This window comes from Candidatus Neomarinimicrobiota bacterium, assembly GCA_036476315.1.
In the GTDB taxonomy this organism is placed as follows: Bacteria; Fidelibacterota; Marinisomatia; order Marinisomatales; family S15-B10; genus JAZGBI01.
On record JAZGBI010000022.1, the window covers coordinates 60660 to 87280 of the forward strand.

21 protein-coding genes are annotated in these 26621 nt (G+C 51.9%); 11 read left to right on the plus strand and 10 right to left on the minus strand.

Annotation, left to right across the window (positions count from 1 at the left end; genetic code table 11):
* Window positions 1–15: 15 nt before the first annotated feature.
* The gene (locus V3U24_02735; GenBank protein MEE9166367.1) at window positions 16–177 is read right to left on the minus strand and encodes a hypothetical protein; all 162 of its coding nucleotides are present in this window, start codon (window positions 175–177) and stop codon (window positions 16–18) included.
* Between the two features lie 51 nt (window positions 178–228).
* Between V3U24_02735 and recG the strand changes: the two genes are divergently transcribed.
* The 5 genes from recG (at window position 229) to V3U24_02760 (ending at window position 7487) form a co-directional block, all read left to right on the plus strand.
* Entirely contained in the window at window positions 229–2319 is a 2091-nt protein-coding gene (gene recG, locus V3U24_02740) for an ATP-dependent DNA helicase RecG (protein ID MEE9166368.1), read from the plus strand.
* Window positions 2320–2477: 158 nt separating this feature from the next.
* The gene (locus V3U24_02745; protein MEE9166369.1) at window positions 2478–3263 is read left to right on the plus strand and encodes a class I SAM-dependent methyltransferase; all 786 of its coding nucleotides are present in this window, start codon (window positions 2478–2480) and stop codon (window positions 3261–3263) included.
* Window positions 3264–3332: 69 nt separating this feature from the next.
* Entirely contained in the window at window positions 3333–3671 is a 339-nt protein-coding gene (locus tag V3U24_02750; protein ID MEE9166370.1) for a DUF1844 domain-containing protein, read from the plus strand.
* Between the two features lie 5 nt (window positions 3672–3676).
* Window positions 3677–6436: a DUF2723 domain-containing protein gene (locus tag V3U24_02755; protein MEE9166371.1), complete on the plus strand. Its 2760-nt coding sequence runs from the start codon at window positions 3677–3679 to the stop codon at window positions 6434–6436.
* On the plus strand, window positions 6393–7487 hold the full coding sequence (locus V3U24_02760; protein ID MEE9166372.1) for a glycosyltransferase family 2 protein: 1095 nt from the start codon (window positions 6393–6395) through the stop codon (window positions 7485–7487). The genes V3U24_02755 and V3U24_02760 overlap by 44 nt, the downstream gene beginning before the upstream one ends.
* Here the strand turns inward: V3U24_02760 and V3U24_02765 are convergent.
* The gene (locus V3U24_02765) at window positions 7454–8302 is read right to left on the minus strand and encodes a DUF4835 family protein (GenBank protein MEE9166373.1); all 849 of its coding nucleotides are present in this window, start codon (window positions 8300–8302) and stop codon (window positions 7454–7456) included. The genes V3U24_02760 and V3U24_02765 overlap by 34 nt on opposite strands.
* Before the next feature lie 615 nt (window positions 8303–8917).
* On the opposite strand from V3U24_02765, the gene V3U24_02770 reads away from it, so the two are divergent.
* Complete coding sequence (locus V3U24_02770) at window positions 8918–10342, plus strand: HD domain-containing protein (protein ID MEE9166374.1); 1425 nt, start codon at window positions 8918–8920, stop codon at window positions 10340–10342.
* Window positions 10343–10559: 217 nt separating this feature from the next.
* Here the strand turns inward: V3U24_02770 and V3U24_02775 are convergent, their stop codons facing one another.
* Window positions 10560–11930: a hypothetical protein gene (locus V3U24_02775; GenBank protein ID MEE9166375.1), complete on the minus strand. Its 1371-nt coding sequence runs from the start codon at window positions 11928–11930 to the stop codon at window positions 10560–10562.
* 15 nt (window positions 11931–11945) lie between these two features.
* On the minus strand, window positions 11946–12965 hold the full coding sequence (locus V3U24_02780; protein MEE9166376.1) for a hypothetical protein: 1020 nt from the start codon (window positions 12963–12965) through the stop codon (window positions 11946–11948).
* 234 nt (window positions 12966–13199) lie between these two features.
* Here V3U24_02780 and V3U24_02785 point away from each other — a divergent pair, with 234 nt between their 5' ends.
* Window positions 13200–14168 carry a pyridoxal-phosphate dependent enzyme gene (locus tag V3U24_02785; protein MEE9166377.1) on the plus strand — a complete coding sequence of 323 codons (969 nt, stop codon included), beginning with the start codon at window positions 13200–13202 and terminating at the stop codon, window positions 14166–14168.
* A 167-nt stretch (window positions 14169–14335) separates the two neighbouring features.
* A complete protein-coding gene (locus tag V3U24_02790) occupies window positions 14336–16315 on the plus strand; it encodes a sigma 54-interacting transcriptional regulator (protein MEE9166378.1) in 1980 nt (659 codons plus the stop codon).
* A gap of 118 nt (window positions 16316–16433) precedes the next feature.
* Here the strand turns inward: V3U24_02790 and V3U24_02795 are convergent, their stop codons facing one another.
* Window positions 16434–17123, minus strand: coding sequence for a YIP1 family protein (locus V3U24_02795; GenBank protein MEE9166379.1), 690 nt, complete (start codon window positions 17121–17123; stop codon window positions 16434–16436).
* Entirely contained in the window at window positions 17120–17920 is an 801-nt protein-coding gene (locus V3U24_02800; GenBank protein ID MEE9166380.1) for an ABC transporter ATP-binding protein, read from the minus strand. The genes V3U24_02795 and V3U24_02800 overlap by 4 nt, the downstream gene beginning before the upstream one ends.
* A 329-nt stretch (window positions 17921–18249) precedes the next feature.
* Here V3U24_02800 and V3U24_02805 point away from each other — a divergent pair, with 329 nt between their 5' ends.
* Complete coding sequence (locus V3U24_02805; protein MEE9166381.1) at window positions 18250–18531, plus strand: hypothetical protein; 282 nt, start codon at window positions 18250–18252, stop codon at window positions 18529–18531.
* Between the two features lie 46 nt (window positions 18532–18577).
* Here the strand turns inward: V3U24_02805 and V3U24_02810 are convergent, their stop codons facing one another.
* The 4 genes from V3U24_02810 to V3U24_02825 all read right to left on the minus strand — a co-directional run bounded on the left by V3U24_02810 (window position 18578) and on the right by V3U24_02825 (window position 21166).
* Window positions 18578–19312 (minus strand): hypothetical protein, encoded by a 735-nt coding sequence (locus V3U24_02810; protein MEE9166382.1) that lies wholly within the window; start codon window positions 19310–19312, stop codon window positions 18578–18580.
* 144 nt (window positions 19313–19456) lie between these two features.
* Window positions 19457–19765, minus strand: a complete 309-nt coding sequence (locus V3U24_02815) for a hypothetical protein (protein ID MEE9166383.1) — start codon at window positions 19763–19765, stop codon at window positions 19457–19459.
* A 113-nt stretch (window positions 19766–19878) separates the two neighbouring features.
* Complete coding sequence (locus V3U24_02820; GenBank protein ID MEE9166384.1) at window positions 19879–20448, minus strand: cysteine peptidase family C39 domain-containing protein; 570 nt, start codon at window positions 20446–20448, stop codon at window positions 19879–19881.
* A complete protein-coding gene (locus V3U24_02825; protein ID MEE9166385.1) occupies window positions 20432–21166 on the minus strand; it encodes a TlpA disulfide reductase family protein in 735 nt (244 codons plus the stop codon). The genes V3U24_02820 and V3U24_02825 overlap by 17 nt, the downstream gene beginning before the upstream one ends.
* Before the next feature lie 385 nt (window positions 21167–21551).
* Between V3U24_02825 and V3U24_02830 the strand changes: the two genes are divergently transcribed.
* Complete coding sequence (locus V3U24_02830; protein MEE9166386.1) at window positions 21552–22865, plus strand: replication-associated recombination protein A; 1314 nt, start codon at window positions 21552–21554, stop codon at window positions 22863–22865.
* 243 nt (window positions 22866–23108) lie between these two features.
* Window positions 23109–26561, plus strand: a complete 3453-nt coding sequence (locus tag V3U24_02835; GenBank protein MEE9166387.1) for a putative LPS assembly protein LptD — start codon at window positions 23109–23111, stop codon at window positions 26559–26561.
* Window positions 26562–26621 lie beyond the last annotated feature (60 nt).

The following is a 26621-nucleotide window of genomic DNA, read 5'->3' on the forward strand; positions in this document are numbered from 1 at the left end:
TTTCCCTCCCGCCTGCTAATTCCAAACTCCATCCACGATAACTTGAGAATTGGCCGCCTCCAAAGGAGTCCCTTTGGGAAACACTCCAACAGTGTGGGCGATATATCTCCGGGAACTTGCCCGCCTGCCCCCTCCCGCTGCGGCGGGATCGGGAGGGGCGGGCCTGCCAGCCCTCATTCTTCAGGAGCAGGCTGGCAGGCCAGCTGATGAGAATAGCCGCCTAACGCCATGGAGTCCAACCTTCATCCCCTCGATACACCAGTCCAGTACGTGAAAGGAGTAGGACCCAGGCGGTCCGAAGTTCTTGCAAAAGAGGGAATTGAGACGGTGAGCGAGCTTCTTTATCACTTTCCGCGGCGGCACCTCGACCGGACAACCGTTACGGCCATCTCTGATCTCCGGAAAAACGATGTGGCCACGGTGGTGGGCAAAGTGGAGACCTCCGGGATACGCAGGGCGCGACGGAAGTACTTTCAACTCGTCGTGAGCGACGCTTCAGGACTTCTGAACTGCGTATGGTTCAATGGTATCAAGTACGTTCAAAAAGCCTTTTCTGCAGGGGACAGGGTCGCCTTTCATGGAAAAGTGGATTTTTACAACGGCTATCAGATTGTCCATCCCGAGTATGACAAGCTGAGCGATGAGGAGAGCGATCCCCTTCACACCGGGGCAGTCATTCCCCTCTATCCTTCCACACAGGCCCTGAAAGATGTGGGACTGGACAGCCGGGGCTTCAGACGGATAATGAAAGGGGCGCTTCAGTTTCTCGAGGATACCCCTGTCGAATTCCTGCCGCAGCTTGTTACGCGGAACAGTGACCTTATTCCCCTTGCCGAAGCACTCAAGCTTATCCATTTCGCTCCCGGTCCGGATCAACTGGGCGCAGCGGTGTTCCGGCTGAAATTTGACGAGCATTTCTTCCTTCAACTCCTAATGGCACTCAGAAAAGTTGGGCTTACCGAAGCAAAAGGGAGAGCCCTCGGAAAAATAGGACCCTACGTGAAACTTTTGTACGACCGGCTCGATTTCGAACTCACCGGAGCCCAGAAGCGGGTGCTTAAGGAAATACGAAAGGATCTTGCATCCCCTGACGTCATGAACCGGTTACTGCAGGGCGACGTGGGGTCAGGGAAAACCATCGTTGCCGTCCTCGCCTCCGCCATCGCCGTGGGCAATAACGTGCAGGTTGCCATCATGGCCCCAACGGAAGTTCTGGCGCACCAGCACTACCGGGTGTTCAGGAACTATCTCGATGGAGTCCGCATCACGACGGCCCTCCTCGTAGGCAAACAGGCTTCGAAGGAAAGAGGGAAAATCCTGAAAGGGATCGAAAATGGAAACGTACATGTAGCTGTGGGAACTCATGCCCTGATCCAGGAAGACGTTCGCTTTCACGACCTGGGTTTTGTGATCATAGATGAACAGCAGAGGTTCGGTGTCGTTCAGAGAGGAGCACTGCTGGAAAAGGGTCTCAATCCCGATGTACTGGTCATGACGGCAACTCCCATCCCAAGGACCCTGGCGATCACGTATCACGGGGATATGGACATATCCCTCCTGGATGAGATGCCCAGGAACCGGAAGTCCAACATCACCCGCGTGGTAACGGAAGATATGCTTCCCAAGGTCTATGACTTTATCGGCAAACAACTTGACGAAGGCCGTCAGTGCATCGTGATATTTCCCGTTATCGAAGGATCTGAGAAAAGCGATTTGAAAGCCGCTGAAGACGGATTCGAACACCTCTCCAAAGAAGTTTTTTCGGGGAGACCTGTGGCCCTTCTTCACGGTCGCATGAAGAAAGAAGAGAAAGATTCGACCATGGACGCGTTCGCCAACAATGAGATCGGGATTCTCATAGCAACCACCGTGGTTGAGGTGGGGATCGATGTCCCCAACGCGACCGTCATGCTCGTCGAAAACGCCGAACGATTCGGCCTCACTCAACTGCATCAACTCCGCGGGCGCGTTGGACGGGGAGAAAAGAAGGGCTACTGCATCTTGGTTCAGCGGACATTCACCGAAGCTTCTCGTCGAAGAATGGAGATCATACTCAACACGAACAACGGATTTGAAATCTCTGACGAAGACCTTAAATTACGCGGCCCCGGGGAGTTTTACGGAACCAGACAGCACGGATATCCCAGGTGGAAAATAGCGGATTTGGTGAACGACGGACCCATCATCCGCCGGGCCCGGAAAGCAGCATTTGACCTTGCCTCTGAAGACCCACAGCTCCGAAATCCAGAGCACAAAGAAATTCGAAAACGGTTCATACGGGATTATCAACCTATGCTGGACTTTGTCAACATAGGCTGACGTTTTGAGCCTCGTTTAATGCGTTGAACTAAGTTCCTGTGACTTCCATCGGCCGCTGCCCCGTCTGTGAGAAGAACAAATTCAATTTCATATTCACGGTTAAGGACTTCACCGTTTCGGGGGAATCCTTCGGAATCTCTGAATGTGAGAGCTGCGGCGTGAGGGTGACCCACCCTCTTCCCCACGAGACCCGAATGGGCAAGTACTACGAATCGGACGATTATGTTCCCCATTCGGAAGTCCCGAGGGGCATCATTCCTCTGCTTTACGGTAACGTTCAACGACTGACACTCGTGCAGAAGCGCAACCTTGTGGAGAGAATGGCGCACTTTTCCGGTCGTCGACTTCTCGACCTGGGATGCGGCACCGGGGCGTTCCTGAATACCATGCATCGTGCCGGCTGGGAAGTGGACGGCGTTGAGGCCCACGAACGGGCGAGAGAACTCGTTCGAAAAAGATACGGCCTGCAGGTACAGGCACCCGATCAATGGCTGAAAAGCGACAGTCCGGGGTTCGACATCGTGACTCTCTGGCATACGCTGGAGCATCTGCACGGGCTGGACAGATACCTTCAACGTATCCGCGACGGTTTGAGAAACGACGGGTTCCTGTTTGTGGCCGTACCGAATTACCGGTCGTATGACGCGGAACACTACCAGACCCTCTGGGCGGCCTACGACGCACCCCGCCACCTGTACCACTTTGATTTCGGATCACTGGCCACCCTCTTTCGGAAGCACCGCTTCAGATTGTTCAAAATCAGACACCTTCCCTTCGATTCCTTCTATGTTTCCATGCTGAGTGAAAAGAATGGGGACGGGAGTCTGGTTCGGGGTGTGTGGATCGGTCTCCGGTCCTACCTGCAGGCGCTGCCGGATCCGAGAAGGTCCAGTTCAATTCTTTTCATTCTCAACAAAGGAGGTGGGCCGGCGGTGGGGGCGTGAGGGAAACTCTTCCCCCATCCACGGCGTTAAGTGCCTATGGCAGAAAACCAGTCAGCAAAAGAAGAACCTATGTTCGTCTACCTCGTCTCCATGTTCAGTGAGAGTGCATGGATTGCCATGGGGAAGTTGAAAAATCCCGCAACGGATAAGATTGAGAAAAACCTGGAAGGTGCCAGTCTCTACATCGATTTGCTGGATATGATCAAGCGGCGCATGAAGGGCAACCTGTCGGAGCACGAGGAGAAGTTCCTCGACTCCACCATCAGCAATCTGAAGCTGAACTATATGGAAGCCACAAAGGAACCTGAGGAAGCAAAAGACGAAAAGGCCCCTGAGACCGACGAGGAAGAAGAAGGCGCAAAGAGCGATGAGACGGGTGAGGAGGAGGATGACGGGAATGGAGATTGACTCCGGTGCCCGTTAAGAGACAGAACAGGGTACTGGCTGGTGCCGCCTTTTTCATCAGCTTTATTATCTACATGGATACCCTGGCTCCCACGGTATCGTTTTGGGACTGCGGGGAGTTCATCGCCACGTCGTACACCCTCGGAGTTCCCCATCCCCCGGGGAGTCCACTGTATCTCATCCTGGGACGCATTTTCTCCATGATCCCTTTCGGTGAAGACATCGGCTTCCGAGTGAATCTCATATCCCCCCTGGTAAGCGCTCTCGCCGTCATGTTTCTTTATCTCATCATTGTTCAATTCGTGAGCCACTGGCGGGGGCCCGTAAAGAGCAGGGAAGATCGAGTGGTGGCGTTCGGATCCGGCCTGGTAGGCTCTCTTGCCTTCGCGTTTACGGACAGCCACTGGTTCAACGCGGTGGAAGCGGAGGTGTATGCTGTTAGCACACTGTTTACCGCGATGGTGGTGTGGCTCATCCTCCACTGGGCGGAACGGTCCGATAAACCGGGAAATGAACGGTATATCCTCATCATCAGTTATCTTCTGGGACTCGCCACGGGCGTTCATCTCTTGAACCTACTTGCCCTCCCTTTTATGGGCATGATCATTTACTTCAAAAAGCGGAAGTTCACATGGAAATCGTTTCTTACGATGGCCGCCATTGTCGCCGCGACGTTTCTCGTTATCTATCTCGGAATCATCAAGGGATTTCCGAAACTCGCAACCGTGGTCGGCGTTGGCGGTGTTGGTTTTCTTTTCATCGTCTTTCTTGGCGCCACCGGGTACGTCATTCTCCGTCATTACAGACTGTGGTCCGTGGTTCTTTCATCACTCCTTCTCGTTACCATCGGATATTCCACTTATTCCATCCTGTTTATCCGGTCAAATCAAGATCCTTCCATCGATGAAAATGATCCGGAAACCGTGGAACGGGCAGTCAAGTACCTGGAACGGGAACAGTACGGGGCCGTCACATTTCTCCCCAGAAGATATATCAAGAGCAGGGTGGGAAATCCCAACCACAAGATGGAAGTAGTGGGCCGGCCCCGGAGCGGGAGGGAATTCTCCTCTTCCCAGGACCTGCAATACATGTTCCACGATTTCGGCAGACAGATTGAATTTCTGTGGAACTATCAGATCGTGAGAATGTACCTGCGCTATTTCCTCTGGCAGTTCGCCGGGAGGGGTCCGGCCGGCGAAAGGTGGGTGTCCAGCTACGGGGCCCTGGCCAACCGCAATGAAGATGGTGTGGACTGGATTCAATTTGGGCTCCCCCTCTCTTTCCTCCTGGGAATCCTGGGTCTGGTGTACCACTTCAGGAAAGACCGGACCCAGGCCCTGTCCGTTATTATCCTCTTTTTCCTGACAGGTCTCGCCGTCATCCTTTACCTGAACCAGGACAAGTTTCAGCCCCGGGAACGGGACTATTCTTACGTAGGAAGTTTTCTCGCCTTTTCCATCTGGATAGGCATTGGGGCGTCTGCCATTCTGGAGAAAGTCCTCCATTATTTCAGACAAAAACCGTTTCGACTGCACGCCACTTACGGAACCGCGCTTCTGCTCCTTCTTGCTGTGCCGTCAGTCATGGCTGTCAAGAACTACCGGTCCCATAACCGATCGGGAAATTTTGTTGCCTGGGATTATTCATACAATATCCTTCAGACCTGCGAACCGAATGCCATCATTTTCACCAATGGGGATAACGACACTTTCCCGCTGTGGTATCTACAGGAAGTTGAAGGCATCAGGAAAGACGTCACGGTGGCAAACTTGAGCCTTCTGAACACCGAATGGTATATCCGCCAATTGAAGGAATCCCGCCCGCCGGGTGAGCGCCTTGTCAACTTCACGGACGCACAGATTCTGGGAGAAAAGTCTATTGGAAGGAATCCGGCAACGGGGGACCCACTTTTCCTCGATGTGAGCCTGTGGAAAAAGACCTCGGTCTCAATCCCCGCCCCTGACGATACTCTTAACGGCAAGGGGGAAATCAGGTGGGAGGTGAAGCCGACCATGGGACAGGGGATCAGGGTTCAAGATCTCATGATAATCCACATCGTCAAAGAGAGTCAGTGGAAGTATCCCGTTTACTTTGCCGTCACCGTTTCACCCAAGAACAGGATTGGACTGGAGAAATACCTGCAGATGGAGGGACTTGCCTTCAGGCTCAAGTCCCATGCAGTTCCCCTGGTGAACTTCGAAAGGCTTCGCACCAACCTGACCACCGTGATCACGGACACCACATGGACCCGGGATTATCAACCCGGCTACAGGTACCGCAACTTGAATAATCCTCATGTCTATTTTAATCCCAACGTCGTCAAACTTCTTCAGAACTACCGTTCGGCATTCATGGAACTGGGGTTTAATGAAGCCCGGAATTATAGAAGAGTCCAGAAAAATCCCATGGCCACCGACGATGAACTGGAGCGGGCCCGCCATTCTGCCCGGCAGACCCTTCAACTGATGGGAACGGTTCTGCCCGAGACGGTCATTCCTGTTTCTAACGAAGACATGCAGTTCAGGTTGGGCTACCTGTACCACGAAATTGGGGAAACGGAAAAGGCGGTTGATATTTACAGGAATCTTCACGGTTCCGCCCGCCCCGAAATCATCGCGTCCATTCTCCGGGCCTACGATGATATGGGACTTGTGGAGGACGCCATCGGGCTTCTGGAGATGTGGCTTGTGAAAAATCCTGGCGATACGGGCGTCAAGAAACTCCTTGAAGAGTACAAGGGAAAAACGAGTCAACCCCCCGACTCGTAGCAGCGCCAGGTCTCCCCTGGTTTCCATCATCATTCCCCACTTCAACGGGGTCGACATTCTGTCTGACTGTCTCGATTCCCTCGATCGTTCCACATATCCGCGAATTGAAATCATTGTTGTCGACAATGCTTCCACGGATGGGAGTCCGGAATGGGTTCAATCCAACCATCCCGACGTCAAACTCATTCGCAGCAGCGAGAACCACGGGTACGCCGGTGGATGTAACCGGGGCGCCAAGGCCGCCGCGGGCGAGTACCTGCTCTTTCTGAATAACGATACCGTTCACGAATCGGACTGGATTGAACATCTCGTGGAAACGCTCCAAAAGGATTCTTCCGTCGGCGCCGTGCAGCCGAAGATATTGAACTATTTCGACCGCACTCTGTTCGACTATGCAGGAGGGTCGGGAGGTCTCATGGACATTTTCTGCTTCCCTTTTACCCGGGGAAGGATGTTCCTCGCCCGGGAGCGCGACAGGGGGCAGTACGACGACAAAAGACAGATCTTCTGGGCGTCGGGAACGGCATTTCTCACGAAAAGCTCACTCTTTGAAGCTGCCGGAGGACTCGATGAGGTTTTCTTCGCCCACCAGGAGGAGATTGACCTGCAGTGGCGCATGCAGCTTATGGGATTCCGGATTTTCGTGAATCCCAGGTCACTGATCTACCATAAGAACGCCCTCACGCTCGCCGTCGATTCGCCCAAAAAGAAATACCTGAACCACCGCAACTCCCTCATGATGATGCTGGGAAATTACAACCTGCCACTCACCATTTACCTGTTCCCCATCCGCCTGTTCCTTGAATTCGTGGCAGTGGTGTATGCTGTCGCCCTGAGAGATTTCAAACATGTGGGCGCTATCCTCAAGTCCCTTGCCTGGATTGTCACCCATCCCGCAACCATCTACCGGAAACGACGGAAGACAAAAGCTCTCCGGAAACTCAGGGACAGGGAGGTACTGCAGCTGTTATATAAGGGAAGTGTGGTTCTGGACTACTACATCCTCGGGAAGCGCCGCTACTCGGACTTGATTCCCAGACACCTTAGGTAGGTCTTCTTATTCTCCGGATCTATCTCAACCAGGAGTTTAAGAAGGACTTCACGGTTGGTCAATATGCCCGGTAGATCACAGAAATCGTGGGCGTGACCGCTGAGGAAAATCATGGTGTAGAATTCCCGGGGGAACGTGAAAAAGATCAGTTCAAGGCTTTCGATCATTCTCGCGAGAGATTCGTCCGAGGCCTCGATCTCCTCTTCCTGGAGAGAAGCGTCCACGTCATAGAAGTAGAACTTGGCCAGACGCAGGCCCCTGTTCTTGCTCAACTGGTCCACCAGTTCGATTCGATCGCTCCAGCCACGGGGGTACAACGACCTTTCGCCTTCAAGGGCCAAATCCCTCGCCCGTTCATAGAAGCGGGTACCTCCGAATTGCTCATACGTATCCGCCTCTCCTGCCAGCATTATGTAGCCATAGTATTCCATCGTGCTGGCAAGGGAATTGAAAATTACAGGGGAATATGCAATACCCTGCCCCCGTGAGTACGGGAATTGAATACCCTTTGCGAAATAGCGCTGGTCCAGCCGGTTCGAAAAGCTGCATTGGGCCGTATAGAGGCGTTCACCTCCTTTCTCCGCGGCACCTTCGAAAATCATCTGAATCGAGAGGGTCATCTCCAAATCGCCGTATTGCTCATCCCACGGCGTGGTGGTGAAGAAAATCTGCAGTTGATCGGCAATCTCTGAGACAATAACCCGGTCGGTCCCCCTGAGCCATTGGGTGTCCAGATTGACCTCAACGTCGCCAAATTGTGCCGTGACCGAAGACATTAGAATGAATAGGGTAGCATGTCTCAGGATACTAAACATATCAAAAAAAGATAGACAGAATCTCGTCCACCATCAAGAAGAAACGTCCGTCTTCGCATGCATGCAAAAACTTGTGACGATTGTCCACTTTGGATACTACCGCAGGAACTTCCGTTTCTAACATCCCTTTCTACCGGACACGCAGACTCCCCGCGGGGCAAGCACTCATGGATTCTCCGAAGGATCTTGAGATGATCCGTGTCTCCGCCTCCACGCCAGTCAAGGGCCCGGCTCCTGACGGGAAAACTGGCGGGACTCTTCTAAGGCCGTTTTCCTACTATTTGGTGCCGACGAATCGGCACCATCAGTGGCCATAAAATAATCTGGGCAATAAAGGGGATCCCAAGACCGTGGAAGTGAATCAATTACTGTTTGATCCCCGCAGAATGCGGGGGGAGTTTAATTGATTCCCACGGGTGCAGGCAGACCCGCCCAAATTATTTTCTAGCCACAAGGCCTTTTGGCACTTTTCTGCCTGAGAAAAGTGCGAAAGAAACCACGGCCTGGATAATCCCACGGCGAGAACGTAGCCGACAGTCGCCGCGAGATTTTGCATCCTTTCTTCCCTCCACAGCGGATAAGGGAATTCAAACGGGATTTCGTAAATTCTTCACCGTGACGAACATCAAGACCCTCATCGAAGACGACAAAGAACGTTTCCCGCTCTTGAAAATGGCGGGAGAACTGGGTGACGAAACGGATACAGATGCATACGTGGTGGGAGGCTACGTGCGGGATCTGCTCATGAACCGGCCGTTGTCGGATATTGACCTGATGGTTGTGGGAGACGGGATTGAGTTCGCGCGGGAATTCGCCCACCGGTTGGGCGTAAGAAAGATTGTTCCCTTCAAAGACTTCGGTACGGCCGAGATTCCCTATGACGCATGCCGTATAGAAGTCGCTTCCGCCCGCAAGGAGTCATACGATCCCGGCTCGAGAAAACCGCGTGTGACATTTACGGATCTCGAGAGCGATCTTCTCCGCCGCGATTTCACCATCAATACCATGGCAATTTCCCTGGGGAAAAAAGCTCTCGGGGAAGTTCACGATCCCCTTGGAGGCATCAAAGACCTTCAGAAGAAAATCATCAGGACGCCCCTCGATCCTGATACCACATTTTCTGAAGATCCGCTACGACTGATGCGGGCCATCCGGTTCGCGGCGGAGCTGGAATTCCAGATCGACCGCGCGGTTGTGGAAAGCATGAAGCGACAGGTGGAAAGAATCCGGATCGTGTCAGCCGAGCGAATTACCGCCGAATTTTACAGGATTCTCCAGTGCGTCCGTCCATCCATCGGTCTCGATCTCCTTGAACATGTGGGCTTGATGAAGATCACTTTTCCGGAAGTCTCGGCAATGGCCGGTCTTGAACAACCCTCCGAATGGCACCACAAGGATATTTTCTACCACACCCTTCAGGTGGTGGACAATCTCGCCGGGATGACGGAAAAGGGTGACCTTCGGTTCGCGGGACTCGTACACGATATCGGCAAACCGCGAACGAGGAAGTTTGACACGGAAAAGCGGTGGACTTTCCACGGCCATGAAGTGGTGGGCAGCCGGTTGATAGACACGATCGCAAAACGGATGAAGCTGTCCAACAAGACGAAGGACTACCTGAAAGAAATGACCTTTCTTCACCTCCGTCCCATCGCTCTTGCCATGGAAGGCGTCACCGACAGCGCCGTCAGAAGAGTGATGGTGGCCGCGGGAGACAATGTCGACGATCTTATGGCACTGTGCAGGGCAGATATCACCTCAAAGAACCCGCGTCTGGTCACAAAGTACCTGGGCAACTTCGACCGGGTGGAAAAAATGATGCAGGACGTGCAGGAGCGCGATGCCATGCGGGAATTTCAATCTCCCGTGCGCGGGGACGTCATCATGAAGGAATGTGGGATCGGTCCGGGACTGACAGTGGGGAAAATAAAGAAGGATATTGAAGAGGCAATTCTGGACGGGGATATCGAAAATAACTACGACGCGGCGTACGAATATTTCCTGAAGATCAAAGATAAATATCTAGCCAGATCTATTTAAGAACCACATCCCGACTTGATCGGGACAGGGTGAACACAGATGTTTCTAAGCAGACATCTAAAACCCTACAATAAACCATTTCAAATCTGTTTTTGAGAGTATTTCAGACGCGTCATCTGTCTATGAGCCTATGCCAATTAGACTTCTCTGTGACCTTCCCGCCTGCTCCCTCCTCGTCGGGAGGGCGGGCAGGTGTGGCTTCAAGGCAAATAGGGGATTAGAACTGGAACGAAATACCCACCAACAGCTTTTGGAACGTGATCTCTTCGACCGTTCCGGCGGGGGTGAAACTGTCCCTCGATTGTCTCTCCCAACTCCCGTGAAGAAGTGTCAGGTCAAGATTTACGTAACGGTCAAGGGCGAAACTGAGTCCACCACTAAAAAATTGCCTGTCCTCGTCGCCGGTTGCATCACTCACGGGTGAAGGAATGAGGGAATATCCCCCCCTGAGCTTCGTGTGAAGTTTTTGCAGGGCGATTTCCCCACCCAGTCGATATTCCAGAGTGGGACGGTACGTCTGTCGAATAAGTTCGTTCTCTTCAAGGAACTCGCGATAGTCGGCATCTTCCAGCCGGCGGCGGCTCACCAGAAACCGTGTCTGTGACCAGTCACGGTAGCGCACCGACGCGGCGAAGGTCAAAAACACGAGACGGTAAGAAAGTCCTCCGTCAAAACGGAACGGCGTTTTGACCCTGTAGTCCCACCGGCCCGACTCCTCCGCAGCATCCACATATCCGTCATCAAAGGTGAGCTCGTCGGAGTTTGAATGGACTTCATCAACCGAGAAGGTGGATGGCAGGGTCATGGCCGCTCCGATTCTTAGGCCCCAACCAAAATGCATCAGGCCCCCAAGCTTCAGGCTGAGCGAGGCATAATCCGATCGAAGAACCTGGCTCACTTCATAACTGTCAAAATCTCCAGGGAATTCTTCGTACAGGTGATCCGAATCTTCCTGGGTAAACCAGAGTTGATATTGCTCCTTCCCTGTCGTGTAGGCGGCGGTGATACCCATGAGGAAATTGGGAGAGAGGGCGACGGCGCCGCCGAGGGTCCACTGGCGCAGGCCCCCTTCGGTGCTCATCTGTTCTGAACGAAACACGTCCCTGTCAAACAGGTAGTACCCGGTAATGTCGTTTTCATCCGTGATATCGAAGCCGATGTCGTTCGTTTCGCTGCTGAATCCTGAGAAGGCCAGGTTCTCATCAAAATTCACGATCCGGTTGTAACCGAGCGCGAGAACAAGACTTCCCCGGCTCGTTGCGAAGGGAAACGCGGCGCCGGCGGACCGGAAACGGGTGTACCCTTGATCGTCAACCGTCGATCTCTCCTTGAAAAGCGCCTCGTTGGTGAAATTCAGGTGGGAAAATTCCGTGAATATTTCCCGCTCCTTCACGAGACCCAACCCGGCGGGATTCCAGTAAATGGCGGTGTAGTCGTCAGCCAGACCGGCGTAGGCGCCCCCCATGGCCAGGGCTCTCGTACCAAACCCCATCTCTCCGTCCATGAGGTGAATGGCATCGTAGGCGCTCTGTCCGTGAAGAGACGTGCTGAGGATTGCAGCGGTCACGATGGATATGGAGAACTTCACAGGTTATCCCTCTCTCTAGCGCTTCGACTTTCCACCTGAGCTGCGTCCGCCCGAACGCGAGGATTTTCCTCCCCCGGAGGAACTCCGATGACCTCCACTGTGGGAGGATGAGCTCCGGTGACCGCGACTCTGGGAAACCGAACCTGAGGAACCCTTCGATGAGGACCTGACCGAGGTGCCACTCCCACCCGATTTGGGACTTCTGCCGCGTACGGTCCCGCTGCGTGCTCCTGATTTGGTAGCCACAACGTGATCGTATACTCGCCTCACAGCTCTTGAAATCTTGACTTTAGAATTTTGCCCGCGGCCGGGGACTCCGCGGATGTCCGACCGGGGGGCCGTTCGTTTGGTGGATTTGCCCCTCTTTGAAACCTCCCCTGACGGGCGGTCTTGAGCTCTCTTGACGGATCTTACGTCGCCTTTGGCACCGGATTCAACTCTGACCATAGGCCCTGGAGCGGCGGCGACGGGCTGGGTGTCCTGACTGCCTGCAGAATTCGCTGGACGTGAAATCTCCCGGTCGCCAAGGTCGCCTCCTCTCCGGTCCCAGTCCCGCTTCTTTTTGGGGACAGGGTCGACGTAAGTGTACGTGGCCCAGTACCGACTCCGGTATGGATACCCATAGCCGTATCCTCCGTATCCTGAATAATACCACGGGTAATATGCATCGGCCCAGTACGGTCCGCTCCACCAGGACCAGTAAGGATCGTAGGAACGGTAGCACCATGGATGCCAGAAAGGATCGCCCCAGGCAAACCTGAGGTCAAAGTGGTAGCCGTGATCGTAGAAAGGATCGTACCGGTACCAGGGATCGTAGTAAGAACCCCCCGACCAGTAATGTTCATGAATCACGGTATCGGGATCGGGGGGAATCCCTTCCTCAACCAGGGTGTCAGCGGGAGCTGCCGCCTGGGGAGCAGTGTAACGGTGTTCGACGAAGTTCTGGGAAACGGCAAGTTGGGTATAGCACCCCTGCAGGAGAAAAAAGAGAGAAACCGGGACGCTCAGAATCAACAAACGGCTAGTCTTTTTCATGATTGTCCTCGTCTAAGTGCGTCACCTTAACACCAATATACATGCTTCATCACCTGAATATCCATATCCGAATAGTGCAAATCCCGTGCCACTCGCACATTGTGCATAAAGAACATTCAAATTGAACATTTGCAGCTGAATCTTCAAGTATTATGAAGCATATCAATGGAAATGGAGGGACTGGCTTTAAATCTTGACTAGTAATCAGGTGGGACTTAGCTTTCTAGTGTCATTATGAATAGAGAGCAACTATATAATGAACTCGGGCGCAAGATTGGCAGCACCCGGCTTGTCCCGTTGGAAAGGTTATCCATTCCCAACAATAACACCATATACTGCAAGCATGAGTTCGAGAATCCATCGGGATCACATTATGACCGGGTCTATTACAGGCTTTACCGCTATTGCGAATTGGAGACACAAAAGATTTCTCCGGGTGTTACCCCGGTCATAGAGAACACCTCGGGCTGTGCAGGAGCGGCGTGTGCCTACATCGGCAAGGAACTGGGCTATGAGACGCACATCGTTGTCCCGGGAAATCTGCCGAGGAACCGGACGGAGAATATTCGAAAATACACACAGAACCTGTACAGCACTCATGACACCGAGTATGTGTTGGGAACTCAGAGGCTTTTGAGAGAAGTGCTAAGAAAGGACCACGATAAGAAGAAGGTGGGTGATCCTTCGCGCCTGTTCTGCTTGAATCACTCTCAGAACGTGGAGAGTGTGAGGGCCATGGAGCAATGCGGCAGTGAAGTGGTTTCCCAGTTTTCCCGGTTAGATGGTGGGATTGATTTCTTTGTCTCAGCTGTGGGAAACGGCACTTCCATGGCGGGTGTGGGCAGAGCCCTAAAAGATGCCTGGGAAACGCGTATCGTAGCGTTCGATCCCGTGGAAGCGCCGGTTGTGCGAAACATGAAGGACGGTGTTGCCAATCAATTTGTGGACTACAGGGAACACGAATTGTACGGCGTGGGCGCCTGGGGAGTCCGGTTCCCTTTCATCGATGTCGATCTCATCGATGAAACATACACCGTGGCCGCCCACGAATGGGAGCACGCTCTGAGGCTCCTCATCGAGGGCGAAAACCTCTATGTGGGGCATACATCGGCCGCCTCCCTGTTCGTGGCACTGAAAGTCGCCGCGAAAGTGAAGAACAAGAATATTCTCATCATCCTTTACGATTCGCTGACGAATTATTAGCAACAAAACCACACCTGCCCGCCCTCCCTACGAGGAGGGAGCAGGTGGGGAGGCCACAGAGAAATGCAGGAGGAAATACTCGGAACGAGTCGCCACAAAGTACTGGCATCGAATCTATGTTCTCTGTGCTCTCTGTGGTTCTTAACTAAATCAAGGTAGGAGCGGACATGTTTGACGAAAGGTTTTTCGACACTTATCTCGTGGAGCTGGTCCACAACGATTACGGTTACCAGACCGCGGAGGTGTTCCTCGAGGAGGAAGGGCAGGGACTCGTTCGCCAGGCCATTCTTTTCAGGATTGATCGCAATATTCTCACGTCGTTTTATGAAGACCGCGGTGACGTGACAGACGTTGAGGACTCTGTCAGAAAGGAATTAGCAGGGCTGGAGAACACCTGCGACGAGGTGGCCGCGGATGTCTGGCGCTTCAAGCCTCTTGTTTACACGAAGAACAGGATCATCAACACGTATCCCCCAAACGTCAAAAGTCTATCGGGTTCATCCGCGAATCACATCGAACTCACCACCGTACAGGACTTTGACAGGGTATCGCCCATGGAATACAGTTTTCCTCACAGGTCGGCTTACGAATCCCAGTACGAGAAGTACCTTTTCAAATCACAACTCAAGAGCCTCATCGCCATCCCCATATTCGTTCGCGGCATACGGGGTATCCTCCGGGTCATGAACAAGATTGATTGGCGAACCGTCCCGTATGAATTCATCACGGAATTCCCAACACAGATGCCCGGATATGACCTGGACAGGATTCGTGATATCGCCGCCAGACTTTCCAGGGACTTGACCTACAACGACAACGCCGTCTTCGATATCAAAGTCCCTCAGATCAACCTTTCGGAACAGGAAGGGTCCACGTTTGAGAATCTTTCGAAGGATTGGTGGGGAGCGTCGAACATCAGCAGGACCATTTGCATGCAGGCGGCCAAGGCGTGCCATTCCAACAAACCTCTTTTGATCCTGGGTGAGAGCGGCACAGGGAAAACGACCCTGGGGAAATTGATCGCCAGGCATTCCATGTGGCACCGCGACGTGAGAGGTCTCCAGATATCCAATCACAAGTGGGGAAAGGACAACTCCGGCAGGGAGGTCATCGTGGATGACCGGTATCCGAAAGGGGGGAACGGGATTGAATACGAAACAGAAGTGGATATTGTGAACACGGCCTCCATCACCCCCACCCTGTTTGAATCGGAAATATTCGGCATTGCCAGCAAATCGGCAACGGACGTGAGTGGGAAGTTTGGTTACCTTTTGATTGACAGGAAGGAACTGTCGGCGAAACACCGGACCAACAACGTCTACTGGACAAAATCTGTGCTTCTTGACGAGATTGCCGAGATTCCCAAGTCGGTGCAGGCAAAGCTTCTGAACGCCATTGACAGGAACAAGGTGAGACCCGTCGGCCAGAATAACGATGTGGATATATCGTGCACCCGGTTGATCGCCGCCACGAACAGGGACATCGATGACGAGGAGATATTTCGAAGCGATCTCAAATGGAGATTTCCCCACGTGATCTACATCCCCCCGCTGCGAGAAAGAAAGTCGGATATCGCGAAAACTATAGAGCGCTATGTGGACGGGTTCAACGGGGAGCGTGGAGCCAACGTGAAGGTTGAGGAGGAATACATTCAGGCGCTTCGGATGTACGATCTGCCGGGAAATGCCAGGGAATTGGTGAACATTCTAAGCGAATGCATTCAGTGGTACTGGGACGCGGGCAAACCGTTCTCCCTCACCTTTGAAACGCTGCCCATCAGAGTGCGGGAAGTCTACGAATCCGAAATCTACGCCAAGGTGCCGGAGCTGGAGGAGAGGGAAGACGGGGGTCAATTCCCTGAAGGAACGGTGATTCACTACGTGGAATACGATCCTTATAAGGATCTGCCCATGGCGGAACTCGAATTCGTCATGAGTGTCATCGCGCTCATGAAGAACAACTGGGTCGTATCAAAAGCCCAGGAGAAACTGGGCTGGAAGCATCCCAAGCTGGCGAGGAGATTGAAGGACGAGAAGTTCCTGGCCATGCTGGAAGAACCGAGGGTACGGAGAGTTCTGGAGAAAAAGGGATTCAGTCTTGAGCGGATTCAAAATAGGCTTGCGGCGGCCAATTCCCCAATTACCTAATTCCCCAGTTACCTGATTACCTGGGTTTCCAATTCTCCGCTCCTCCATTTTTCCATCTCTCCAGTCCTCCATTTCTCCAGTTTTCAATAGTCAATCATCAATTGTCCATAGTCAATTATCAGCCTGCGGTACCCGGTGCCAGTTGGCTCCCCATGAGGGCCAGCCCCATTCTGAAGGCTACTCCCAGGAGCCAGGTAAAGACCGCCACGAACGCAGCTTTTCCCCTGGATAGATCGGCAATGGTGTTCAATCCAAGGACGACAAGAACCAGGTACCATACTGAAAAGACGCTGATTTCGCTCAAGAACAGAAACAGGGGCATACCTATCGCTTCTCTGCTCCAGAAATTCAGTCCGATGAGCCACAGGTCGTACGAGGATGAGATAGTCTCCAGGCCCTTGATATAGATGGCTGCGGTATTGACGGCAGAGCCGGCGAGCGGGATCAGGTTCGAGTAGCTTATGATTGACAAGGATTGCTTGAAATTGAGTTTTTCGGTGAAGAGGTTCGTCAGCATGAGGATGAGTCCGCTGACGATGGCCCATCTGATCAATGTCACCAGTGGGACTATGGATGCTGTGATGAGTCCGAATCGTTTGGCTCTTTGCAGTGCCGCGTCAATCTGGTCGGGAGAAAGCATTTCCTGGAGTTTGACCACGGTGACCTGGGCCTGTGCCGGCTGCATAAGGATCGCAATGATAATTCCGGCAACGGCAACGATAACAAAGGGGACGATCCACGTCGGTTTTTCTTTCAGGTTCAGGAAGAGCCGGGACGGTTCAAGGATCAGGTGTTTCAGGTTTGTCATTTGTTATTCTCCACCCAGCTAAGGTTTTTGGCCTGTTTTTCTTTTTCTTCCACGACGCTCAGAAATATCTCTTCCAGTGCCGATAGTTTTGGATCTTCTGCGAGTTTCTCCCTGAATTCAGATCGAATATCCTCAATCGTATTCTGATACACAACCCTTCCTTTATGGATAATGGCCACTTCGTCGCAGAGGTTTTCCACATAGCTCAGAATATGGGATGTAATCAGGATGGTTGTTCCTTTCTTTTTCAGGTCAAGGAAAAGTTTCTTTGTCTTTTTAACGGCAATGGCATCCATACCTTCAAACGGTTCATCGAGAACAAGGAATTCAGGATCGTGGATCAAAGCGGCAGACAGGGAGACTTTCTTTTTCATACCTGCCGAATAGGTTTCAATCCATTTGTCCTGTTTGTCCTTCAGTTCAAAAAAGCCAATCAGTTCACTAGTTCTTTCCTTAACTGATTTTTCCTCGAGTCCATACATCGCTCCCGCAAATGTGAGGTATTCTTTTGCAGACAGTTTTTCGATGTAGGTAGGTCTTTCGAGCACAAATCCCGTTCGGCCCTTGTATTTGTATGATTTTTCCGTCAGGGACTCACCAAACAGATGGATTTCTCCGGAATCACGCTTCAGGATATTGGCGAGAATGTTGATGGTCGTGGTTTTCCCCGCACCATTGGGGCCCACAAAACCAAAGATGACACCTCTGGAAACGTCAAGGTTCAGGCCATTCAGTGCGACCACGGAAGGACCATAGGATTTGCTCAGCGCTTGAACGATCAAGATAGAGCTATTCATCTACCATTCCCAAAATTCTATGCACAGCGTTTTGGAGATGTTCAGATGTACGCCACACAGATAAGCGATAGAAAGAACAGGATAGGAGCAGTGAAGTCGACGCGGTCACAGCGTACCACAATGCCCCGAGAGAACTGGAAATCACGAGCAGGCCATTCGCGAGCACAGGGACGATTATCATAACAAGGCCCTTCCACGAGAATATACTTTGACGGAAGGGTCTTGGGGATCTTGCGGACAGAATATTTCCAACACCTAGAGCGGTTGTCAGAACGACTCCTGAATGGACCAAGAATGAGAGAAGAAAACTACTATTTGACTCATACATTATGGAAACTAAGAAAAGTGCCAACAGAATGGAAACTGCCATAGATAAGAAGAGAATACCGTTGCGGGCAATAATTATCTTAGTCCAGTCTAAGGGGAAAATCATCAACGACCGCAAATCGCCGGGAAGGGTTGCGAAAATGTTCGTGATTACCATGCTCAGAGACCAGAGCACTAGGAAAAGTCCAGGCATGAGCAAGAATAATGGGTTGAGTGAACCTTGGAAAAAAGAAGACACGATCATGAACGTTGGATACAAGAATACAACCATAAGAATGGAGTGATATCTTTTGTATAACAAAATCGTTTGTCTAAATAGTTGTGAGTACCTCATGAATCGTTCCGGAGTTTTTTCTTGGGTTTCATCAGGCTTGTACCTACCCTCAATCCAATCACCAGCAAAGATGAAACAAATATAAAGTAGATTGTGACCAGTCCGTAGTCTCCTTTCTGAGCTGCATTGGTGACAGAACCTATCCACCCACAAAAGGGATATAGGTTATATAGATAATGTTTCTTAACTAGCACGGGAATCTGGTACAGGACAATCAAGATGAAAAAGACCTGCTGGAACCAAATATCGCTTTTTCGAATTTGTGCGCCCACTACCATGAGGATATTCAATATCCAGACCTGAAGGGTGACGATCACTATGATTGTGATAGAAACGAATACCACTACACTCAATACTCTTTCCGGTAAGGCAGCAATCAATCCCAGAATTACGATTATGTGTATGAGATTTCTCTTATCATAGAGAACCATAGTCAGCAGAGAACCATATTTTTTTTCGCCCGATAGCGGGAACAAAATCATATGACCTCTTCTAACCTTTAAGTCTCGGACATAGCCAAAAAGTAGCAACAAAAGCTCGAGAGAAACAGAGTACGCGAAAATGAAACTGACTATGTATGGTTCAGGGTAAGAATACCCTACCCAAAATGAAAATGATCCTGCCAAGATCAGCGACAAGGGGAAGAGAACATAATTCCAAATGGTACTCCGCCTATCTCTCTTGTACAATGTTGTGGATACGGTGACAATATTTCTTGTCGTAGCACTCATTTCATGAAATCCTCAATGACCTATAGGCAGTTACTTTCTTGTCGTACCAGAAAATTGGGATGGTGGTGAGGAATGTCTTCCCCACCACCATGATTATCAGACGAGATTGCTCCCTTGATGAGAGATCATTGCAGCGCGTGTACGTTATCCACTACAACTCGCAAGAATCCCAAATGCCCCAGCGCCCACGCCAAAGTGCCACCAAAGGAGTGCACCTATGCTCGTTACGCCCAGCAAACTGAAGGCTAATATAGTCATCCCTAGGATGGCAGCGACGCAACCCAACGAAACACCACTGTCGCTGCTTCCATCACCTCCAAGAATGCTCTCCATGTGCGTCATGTCCATGGTACGGCTCTTAGTTACGGGTGCGGCTTGACTGGTTCCTATAACCGATGCTCCAACAGACAGTGTCATGCCGGAAACTAGGACTATAGAGATGATCTTCTTCATAGCTCATCTCCTCAATTTTCGGTGGGAAACCGGCCCATGACGGACTAATTTCCCACCGGCTACGGGATGTGTTATCGGTGCTCATCTCCCAATGACTCACCGATAACCGTCTCTCAGGAGGCAGACTCATATGCGTCTGCCTTCTGCATTTGAAGCGTTTCACCGCTCCAAATTCTTAGGAATTCTCTCTGAGATATCATCATCCGCCCTATCGCAGGATCGATGAGAATCAACTCCCTCTCATTAGGAATCGATTCCACGACCACATAATGATTGCTCCGAAGAAGGACAATGGCAGGTAAATCTATCTTTCGAAAATCTTCCCACATATAAATCCATCCTTCCGCGGATAACCCCTTCAGTTCCGCCATCTGCTTGAGTTTCAACATGGAGGTTCCGTTCTCCATCGTCCCGACAAAGGTTTTGACTTTCTCAATCGAAGCCCCGATCCCGTAATGAACAAATACGTTCATTAAGGCTGCCGGACCGCAATCACTGTCTTCCTGCTGCAAAATGACATCATCGTTGCCGAGGTAAGTGTAATCAGAAAGCATCGGGGGGATTCCCGGAACCATCCGGTTGGTCGAATGGAAGAGTAAACCCACCTGGAGAAGGAAGACAGCACCCGCCGTAACGACGAGAATCCCCACGAGTGTGCACAATCGCTTAAGGGAAATCGTCACGAAATCTCTCGTGTTGGGATTCAAGATAACGATTGATATAACTCATGCTAACCTCCTCCGCCACATGACGGTCGACGAGCGAACCCGTCTCATGATCCACGAGAAGGGAAATCAAGACGTAACTGGTGCCTGCCTGTTCACCACACTCGCAGACGGTACCGTAAGCAATGTACCGATCCGCAATACGCTCACCACCTACTGTCCTCGTCCATAACTCCTCGAAAAGCAACGATGATTCCTCAAGCACTGCTTGGAGCTCGGACATGGACGTCCCTTCATCAGACAAGTATTTTGACAAGTCGAGTTTTCTTTCAAAAGTAACAGAACCTCTGTCGGCAAGCGCCCGGATGGGGATTCTTGAGGTTCTGGAGAAATCCGATACAACATCGCGTATGAATTGCCTGGATCGTCTTCCCACCCACTTGTGACGAATAATCCCATCTCCGTCAACTAGAAAGACGGCAGGTACACTCTTGACTCCCAGCTGTTCGTGAAGTCGCTCTGTGTCGGTAAGAATAGAAATCGGAAGTTGATAGGCTCGAAGGAACCGGGCTGTTTCGAGACTGTCAGCGATACTTAAAGCAAGAACTGAAGTCCCGGTTGACGGAAGATCGAAAAGCAGATCTGAAATGTTGGCCAGGACGGCAAGACAATGCTGGCATGCGGGATCGAAAAAAATAATGATACTCTGGTTTCCCTTCGCTACCGCGGAACCCATCCCTGGTATCCTATCAAAAGCAAAATTGTCACCAATAGACGGAACTACGTCTTTTTTGTGCACTGAGAGGACAATGGAGAGCATGCTTAGAGGTAAGACGAGAACAATTACAATTGTGAGGATAACTGCTTGAAATCTCTTTGAAGGAATGCGAACCTCCCCACTGTTCGGGACGCCTCTCCCCTTCCTCTCGGTACCTCAACATAGTAAAAAAATTGTGAGCATGCAATATAATTCTGCATTAGCGAAATATATCTCCAAACAAACAAGAATTTTCTCTAAAGTAATTCTGCTGTTTATCCGTGAGCTGAAGACAGATCACCATCAATCATTGAACTCTCCAATCAATTGTTTTTCCCTGGGTGAAGGTCTAAATTAACCTGGCATGACGGAAAAACGATCCACACTGCCGCCGCTGGCGGACCGGGTTCGGCCCGCATCCCTCGAGGACTTCATAGGCCAAGAACACCTCGTGGGCAAAGAAACACTCCTAAAGGAGGCCATCCGTGACAAGTCACCCTTCAGCCTCATCTTCTGGGGTCCGCCGGGAACGGGAAAAACAACCCTGGCAAGAATTATGGCCCGGGAAATGGACGCCGACTTCTACGAAATCAGTGCCGTCTCCTCAGGGGTTAAAGATCTACGCAAGATCATCGACACGGCGAAAACGAGCTTCAAAATGCATAAACACACCATCCTGTTCATCGACGAAATACATCGGTTCAACAAAGCCCAACAGGATGCCCTTCTGCACGCCGTGGAAGAGGGAACCGTTATTCTCGTGGGTACCACCACGGAAAATCCCTCCTTCGAAGTGACAGCCCCCCTCCTCTCCCGGTGCCGCGTTCTTACACTGAATAGCCTCACCGATAAAGAACTGGAAGCCATCCTCACAGGAGCGCTGGGATCCGATATCGTCCTGCAAAAGAAAAACATCCGCTTCAAAGAAGGTACACGAACCGCATTGATTCAATCAGCGGGTGGCGACGCCAGGAAAATGCTCAATACACTCGAAGGAACGCTCTTTCTCTCCTCTTCAAAAGACGGAACCCAGTCCATCACGAAGAAAAACCTGAACGATGCCCTCCAGGCAAAAACTGTCGTCTACGACAAGACGGGCGACTACCACTACGACACGATTTCGGCATTCATTAAGTCCGTTCGAGGGAGCGATCCCGATGCCGCCATCTACTGGCTGGCCACCATGCTGGAAGGAGGAGAACAACCGGAATTCATCGCCCGGCGACTTATTATTCTCGCATCAGAAGATATCGGCAACGCCGATCCCCAGGCACTCCCCCTCGCCACCGCTGGATTCCACGCCGTTCACGCCATCGGCATGCCCGAGGCGTCTCTAGTACTTTCCCAGGTGACCGTATATCTCGCGGCGGCCCCCAAGTCAAATGCCGCCTACGTCGCCATCAAAGAAGCCCGGCAGAAGATCCGCGATGGAGGAACTTCCCCCGTCCCTCTCCATTTAAGAAACGCTCCAACACCCCTCATGGAGTCGATGGGACATGGCAAAGACTACGACTACCCACACCTCCACCCGGACCATTTCGTGGACCGGAACTACTTCCCCGAGAATGTGAACCAGACAGCGTTCTACCGGCCCACCGAACAGGGATACGAGAAGTTCATCCGCGAACGTCTGGCTCACCTGTGGAAAGACCGGTATGGCCGGAAGCAACCGAAGTGAAATGGAGAGCTGGAGAGTTGGAGACGGGATTCGTAATCCGTAATTCGTGATGCGTAAGGCTGCCCACTTCTACTGCAACTGCGACTGTTCTACTTGGACCTTGGCTCTTGGTTCTTGCTTCTTGATCTGTAATTCGTAATGCGTAGAAGCCTCCATTTCTCCATTTCTCCAATTCTCCACTTCTGCTTTATTATCTTTCTTTTGTTCTCGATTTCGAGTGCCGAGCCCCAGGAAAGGCTCAGATTGATTCATGCCGATGAACTGGAAAACATCACGGATTCCGATGGGAAGGCTATGCAGTTTCTGAGAGGGAATGTCAAATTCAGGAAAGGTGAGACCACTGTCACCGCGGACCGCGCCACCTATCGCGACCGGGAGGGAATCGGCACGTTTTCACCCTCGGTGAGGATGGAAAGGGGAAACCAGATTCTCACTTCCGATTCCCTCATCTTTGACTCGGGAAATGACAGAGTAACGGCGCTGGGACACGTGCAGTTCGACGACGAAGAATATGACCTACTGTGCGATACGCTCATCTACTTTCTGGAGGCCGATAGCGGCCTGGGCTCAGGAAATGTCCAGTTCACGCAGAAAAGCCAGACGATCACTGCCCATCGCATTGTCTATCAGAAAAAAGAAGGTGAAAAAGCCGCAAGCTATACCGCCATCGGTGAGGTCGTCATCCAGGAAGAAGGCCGAGAGGCAACCTGCGGGCGAAGCATTTACGATGCGACTGCTGAAGCGTCCATACTTCTGGAAGATCCCGTGGTGAACCAGGAAGGACAGATCCTTTCGGGCAGCGAAATATACCTTTACTACACCGATGATATTCTGAGTCGCGTCGTCATACCTGACCAGTCTCATGTCACGTACCATTCCACGGGAAAGGTCAGGACGCAATCCACAGCAGGTGATACCTCCGCCGCAGAGTACGAGCTGAAGGAATTCGAAGACGACATGGCCGGAAAGAGACTGGAAGCCTATCTCGTGGACGGCAGACTCGACTCCGTGAGGCTGGAAGGGATGGCCACCACTCTCTATCACATCTTCGACGATTCCCTGTATCAGGGAAAGAATATCGCGTCAGGGGATACCATTACCCTCCTGTTTGAGGCAGATACCGCCGGGAACGAAGACCTCAAAGCAATCCATATCGTGGGAGGCTGCCGGGGGGAATACCACCCGGATGAGTCTTCTTCGGATGCCGATTCCCCCATCTTCTACAGCGCCGACACCCTCCATTACGACATTCCTAATGAAAAAACAATTCTCAAAAAATCCGCAGCCGTCGACTACGAGGAAACACAGCTGAGATCGGGAATCATCTCCGTTTCGTGGGAGGACAACCTTCTTCACGCGCTCCCTTCGGGCGAGGAACTTCCCACGGTGACGGAACGGGGAAGGAGTCCCATGGTTGGAGAGTCCCTTGCCTATAACCTCTCCACGGGACGGGGGCGGGTGAACTATGGCAAAACCAGGATGCAGGACGGATACTATCGGGGGACTGAAATCAGGAATCGAAGCAACGACATCTTTTTAGTGAGCGATGGCATTTACACCACGTGCGATCTGGAGCCGGACCCCCATTTTCACTTCGAAAGTCACCGGATGAAAATGATCATGAGTGACAAGATCATTGCCAGGCCCATCGTCTTTCACATTTCGGGGATTCCCCTTTTCGCTCTCCCCTTTGCGGTAATTCCCGATCAGAGCGGAAAACGCCACTCGGGATGGATCCTCCCCTCGTACGGAGAGAACGGCCGCCAGGGACAATACCTGGAAGGTCTCGGCTACTTCTGGGCCGTCAACGACCACTGGAATAGCCAGTTCACGCTCGATTTCTACGACAGACAGGGAATTGTCTTTCGCAACAGCAACCGGTATGTGAAGCGATACGGCTTCAGCGGCAACGTAAGGTTCCGGTACAACAGGACGGTGCAGGACCAGGATATTGCCAGTATTTTCGGCAATCCGGGGGCAGAACGGTGGTCCCTGGGATGGAGTCACGCTCAAAAACTGAGGCATAAGCAATCGTTCAATGTCAACGCACAGTATTACAATGACAGTCAATTCAACCGGAAACTCGGGATTCACCGGGACACCCGTCTAAACCAGAAAGCCATCTCGAACGCCACTTATTCCAAGAGCTGGGCCCGGCTTAATGCCAGCATGTCCGTCAACCTGCGCGAGACCCGCAACCTCATGGCCGAATCCAAAATAGATTCCGGGTCCATCTATTACCAATCCCCCAAGCAGGCCGGCATGCGCATCGTGGAAACCAACACAGTTCTTCCCTCCCTCACCCTCCGTAAAGGGCAGATGCAATTATTCGGCGGGTCGGGAGGAAAGACAGGTGGACCCTCTTTCTACCTGTCTTATGGAAGTACCGTCAACAACAGGGGGGCGGGTTTCTACGAATCCGACAGCGTCGGTGTCGACTCTCTGGGAAACGCCATATACGAATGGGACGACAAACGTCAGCAGACATGGGATAACAGCTGGATCCACAACGTTTCCCTTTCGGGATCGGACAGGATTCTCAAACATATCGCGATTCGACCTTCTGTCTCCCTCCGTGAACAATGGACAACGAAGTACTTCGACGCCGATTCGGCGGACACGCCCGGGAGCACGGTTTCCAAGTTTCGTGCACGCCACATTGTCTCTTTTTCTCTGAGCGGCAACACGAAACTCTACGGGCTATTTCCCGTAAGGATCGGCGCCCTTCGAGCCATTCGCCACACGTTGACGCCGTCAGTGGGATTCTCCTTTCAACCCGATTACTCAAAACCACTGTTCGGATACGATTTCGGTTATTTCAAGAAGGTTCCGGACAGAGAGGGAAATCAAGTGCTGTTCGATCCTTTCAGCGGCACGGCAATCGGGTCTACCCCAAGACGGGAACAGAGAAAGCTGAACATGTCGATCAAGAACGTGTTTCAGGCAAAAGTAGGAGAGGGAGAGGAAGAGAGGAAGATCGACCGTCTGTTGACGTGGAATATGTCAACGAGCTACAATTTTGCAGCAGAAACATTCAAGCTTTCAAAGCTTCAATCGTCCATCCGGGCCCAGCTGCCCAGGAAGCTGACTCTTGACTTCCGCATGACCCACGATTTCTATGGCGTCAATAGCAACGGAGAGGGGATCGCCACGAACCAGTGGGGCATTCCCGTCCCCAGGCTTTTGACAGCAAGTACATCCACAGGACTCAGGTTTTCGGGCAGTCGTCTGCGTCGACCAGAACGTGCAACGGCGGATAGTGACACGGCTCTCGTGGATACCGCAGCGGCAGGCGGTGATCTTTCAGCCACGGAGAGTATGAAAGTTGAAACGGTGGGCAAGAAACCCGTGCCGGGAGGAAATCTGTGGGCTCTCGCCCTCAGTCTTCGCTACTCAACAAACCGGACCAATCCCGCGGTACCAAGGGACAATTTCTGGATGAACGCCAATTTGAGACTCCAGCTCACCAAGTCCTGGCGTGTTCAGTATTCTGCGAGGTTTGACTTGCTCGAGCGTGACATTGTGAGTCACGATATCTATGTCTATCGTGATCTCCACTGCTGGGAACTCAGTTTCACCTGGACCCCGGGAGGGTTCGGGAGAGGATTCTATCTCAGGATCAACGTGAAAGCGCCATCGCTGCGTGACATCAAGGTGGAATCGCGGGGAGGCCGCTGGCAAGGCCCTCGAATCTAAAAAATAGAACCTTGAAATGGTTTCGCATCCCAACCTTTTCAAGGTTAATGACTATGGTGT